The sequence below is a fragment of the Mesorhizobium sp. M7A.F.Ca.CA.002.15.2.1 genome (assembly GCF_003998715.1).
Classification (GTDB): domain Bacteria; phylum Pseudomonadota; class Alphaproteobacteria; order Rhizobiales; family Rhizobiaceae; genus Mesorhizobium; species Mesorhizobium ciceri.
In genome coordinates this window covers 1-2,398 of record NZ_RZPI01000792.1, presented here as the reverse complement: position 1 = coordinate 2,398, position 2,398 = coordinate 1, and the positions used below count along the sequence as shown (strand labels likewise).

Below are 2,398 nucleotides of genomic sequence, written 5' to 3'. Positions count from 1 at the left end.
CTCATAGGTATCGGGATCCTCGATCTGGCTGCCGACATGGAAGCACAGGCCGACCTTGTAGCCGGTACGGCTCAGCCGCTCCGCGAGCTCGACGGCATACGCCGGCCCGGCGCCGAACTTCTTCGACAGTTCGTAGGCGGCATGCCCCTTGGTCTGCACCCGCACGAACACGCTGATCGAGCCCGGATCGATGTCGAGAGCCCGCACCACTCGCGTCAGCTTGGTGATCTCGTCCTCATGATCGAGCGAAATGACGCGGATGGCGTATTTCTCCAGCGCCAGCTTGATGTCCGACTGCGCCTTGACCGGGTGCATGTAGAGCATCTCGGCATCGGGGGAAACGGCACGCACGGCGGCGAACTCGCCCGGCGAAGCGACGTCGAAAGCCTTGACGCCGGCTTCGACCAGCGTCTTCAGCACGATCTGCTCGCCATTGGTCTTGACCGCATAGGCGGTCTTGCCGGGGAACATGCCCATGAACTGCCTGGCATCCGCCATCAGCACTTGCGGGCGGAAGCAATAGACCGGATCGTCCGGACGAAGCGCCAGTGCCGCCTCGCGGGCATTCTCGAATCGCTGCATGGACGAATCCTCACTTCGGCTGCGCACAATTAATCCAAGCTAGCGGCTAATGAAAACAATTCTGTGTCTCGTGCGGCTGACGCTGGGGCGCTGGGTCTTTGCCAGCAACGTTTGCCAGCGATCAGGTTTCGGGTGGCTCTTGTCACTGAGTCCGATATGGCTTCTGCCTGACTGACTGGCATTCAGGCCGTCTGGGAGGGCGACTCACATGACAATAGCCGCGACATCAGCACCGCGCGGGCCGATGGTGCTCAAGGACTGGGGGCAGCTCCTGCTGCTCGGCGCGATCTGGGGCGGCTCGTTCTTCTTTGCCCGCATCGCGGTGGCCGAACTCCCCCCGCTGGTGCTGGTGCTGTTTCGCGTCGCCATCGCCGCGATCGCGCTACAGATCTATCTCGGCCTGTGCGGCCCGTCCTTCCGCCTCGCGCTTCCGCATGCAGGCCTGTTCTTCCTGCTGGCGCTCACCAACAATGTGGTGCCCTTTTCGCTGATCTTCGCCGGCCAGACGGAGCTTGGCGCCGGCGTCGCCTCGGTGCTCAACGCCACGACGCCGTTCTGGACATTGATTCTCGCCAATGCGCTGACATCGGACGAAAAGCTCTCCTGGAACAAGCTCGCCGGCATTGCGCTCGGCATCGCCGGTACGGCCGTCATGATCGGCCCCGGCCTGCTTGCCGGGCTCGGCGGCCCGGTCTGGGCCAAATTCGCGCTGATCGGCGCTTCACTGTCCTATGGCATTGCGCTGATGGTCGCCCGCCGCTTCAAGGGCGTGCCCTCGCCGGTCGTCGCCACCGGGCAGTTGACCGCTTCGACCATCATCATGATCCCGATCGTGCTCTTCACCTACGGCCCATCCGGCCTGTTCTCGGCCTCGCCGCCGGTCTGGGCGGCGGTGCTGGCGCTGGCACTTCTGTCCACAGCCGTCGCCTACATCCTCTATTTCAACCTCGTCGCCTCGGCGGGCGCTACCAACGCCTCGCTGGTCACGCTTGTTGTGCCGGCCAGCGCCATGCTGCTCGGCTTCCTGTTCCTAGGCGAGCGGCTGGAGCTGTTCGAAATCGGCGGGGTGGTGCTGATCGCGCTCGGCCTCATCACCATCGACGGGCGCGTCCTTGGAAGACGTTAGCGCGTCCTTTGAACCCCCACATCGCCGCGAAAGTCGCATTCGACTTTCGCGGCGGTAGCGCTGCCATGACACGGCAGCGACACGAGCCGGCCACATTTTATTCACAGGTCTGAAGTCGGTATTTGCCTAGGAGTTTCAAAGCCTAACGGCAAAAGACATGTCGCGGATTTCACAATCACGTCGCAATGCAGCACATTTTCCGCTTGCCTGTGGCACAAATGAACCTAGACTCCATGACATAGCTCTTTAAGAGGAGGCTATGTCATGGGACTTACGAGGCCTATCAACGCATTGATGATCTGTGCTGCGTTCGCCTTTATCGGAGCCCTCATTATGGGCTTCCTTCCCTGACCGCCAAAGCGGGGAAGACCAGCACCCAAATAGTCCAACCAATTCAAAAGGCCGGGTTTTTCCCGGCCTTTTGTTGTTGAGCCCGACCTCATGCCGCGGCTGATCCGGCGGCCGCCGCCTCGTGCGAGCGAATACCGATCATATGGCAGATGGCAAAGACCAGATCGGCGCGGTTCATGGTGTAGAAGTGGAAATCGCCGACACCGCGCTCGACCAGGTCCATGACCTGTTCGGCTGCCACCGCCGATGCCACCAGCGCATGCGTCTGCGGGTCCTTGTCGAGGCCTTCGAAACGCTCCGCCAGCCACCCGGGCACATGCGCGCCCGCCCTCGCGGAAA

At 62.3% G+C, this 2,398-nt stretch carries 3 protein-coding genes; 1 reads left to right on the top strand and 2 read right to left on the bottom strand.

Annotation, left to right across the window (positions count from 1 at the left end):
* The coding region (locus tag ENZ74_RS29365; RefSeq protein WP_206522350.1) for an alanine racemase at nucleotides 1-582 on the bottom strand (582 nt) is incomplete at its 3' end.
* 208 nt (nucleotides 583-790) lie between these two features.
* On the opposite strand from ENZ74_RS29365, the gene ENZ74_RS29360 reads away from it, so the two are divergent.
* Nucleotides 791-1,708: a DMT family transporter gene (locus ENZ74_RS29360; protein ID WP_063168490.1), complete on the top strand. Its 918-nt coding sequence runs from the start codon at nucleotides 791-793 to the stop codon at nucleotides 1,706-1,708.
* Between the two features lie 439 nt (nucleotides 1,709-2,147).
* On the opposite strand, the gene ENZ74_RS29355 is transcribed toward ENZ74_RS29360, so the two are convergent.
* A partial coding sequence (locus tag ENZ74_RS29355; protein ID WP_206522349.1) for a methylenetetrahydrofolate reductase occupies nucleotides 2,148-2,398 on the bottom strand: 251 nt, incomplete at its 5' end.

Excerpts from the sequence above, each read along its gene's own strand:
- ENZ74_RS29360 (WP_063168490.1), top strand. The coding sequence starts at position 791 with ATGACAATAGCCGCGACATCAGCACCGCGCGGGCCGATGGTGCTCAAG.